The sequence below is a fragment of the Alcanivorax sp. HI0083 genome (assembly GCF_001635175.1).
The window spans coordinates 1-1,009 of the sequence record NZ_LWFX01001595.1 but is presented as its reverse complement, the minus strand read 5'-3'; the positions used below and the strand labels follow the sequence as shown (position 1 = coordinate 1,009).

Below are 1,009 nucleotides of genomic sequence, written 5' to 3'. Positions count from 1 at the left end.
GGCCAGTTCCGCAGTTTAGCGCGCCCTTACAGAGGCCCAACTTCTGCTCCACCTTCCTGGCATCCTTGGCACTTCTGGTAGGCAGCGCAAAGTGGGTGTCAACGTTGGCGACCACTTCCTCACTCAGTTCATCAAGCGTTTGAGCGGCCAGCAGGAGGCCAACACCGAACTTCCGGCTCTCTTTCGCAATGGTCTTTATGATGCAGTCATCCGCTTTCTGGCGTATCACCGATCCAGCCTCATCAAGGACGAGATACACCCGAAATGGCGATCCGGCATCAAACGGTGATTCTTTCACTGGCCCCATGGCCGCAATTTCAGCATAGATCATATTCACCAAGGTTCGAGCCACCCAGCCCCTCATTGAAGCGGGGATTCCCTGCATATGAAGACGCGCACCATTCTGTAAAAGATCATCAACCCTCAAGGGCGATTCATGCTCGAAAATAGCGCATGCAGCCAATACATCAACACGGTTTATCAAGCCATCAAAAATCTGCCTTTCCCTGCTGCTTTCGGCCTCGTCTTTCTTCTCAAGAAGAAGATCTCTCAGATCAGAAGGCCGAATACTCTTTGCAGTCGCAGCGGGGGAATCGGAAGCGCTTTCCGTAATCCCCAGGCGCCGCCACAACTCCATGATCGCTGATCGCAGAACGTTGATTTGACCATCTCCAAGCTTTCGCCTCCCCGTCGCTTCAATGGCTCTGACCGCGCTTTCCAGGCACCCTCTCAGACCAAAGACCTCCAATGCCAAGGGCGTTGGCTCCAGAAATCTGATCGAACATTCACCGGAAGCTCCATCTCCAAGATGCAGCGTCCTGATCCCTGATATAGCCAAGTCATCATGAAAATCGAAAATCACTACCGGCACCTTCGAACAAAACAGGTATGATGCGATAAATTTGGCTACGGTCGACTTCCCCATGCCAGATGATCCGGTGATCTCGACATGCCCGTTGGCACATAGTCCTGGAAAAAATCCCAACCCACGACCGGACAAAGCATCAAT

Annotated in this window: 1 protein-coding gene; it reads right to left on the bottom strand. The window is 52.5% G+C overall.

What is annotated here, in order from left to right; genetic code table 11:
• Window positions 1-1,009: ATP-binding protein (locus A3754_RS23740; protein ID WP_082904825.1), on the bottom strand; the 1,009-nt coding region annotated here is incomplete at both ends.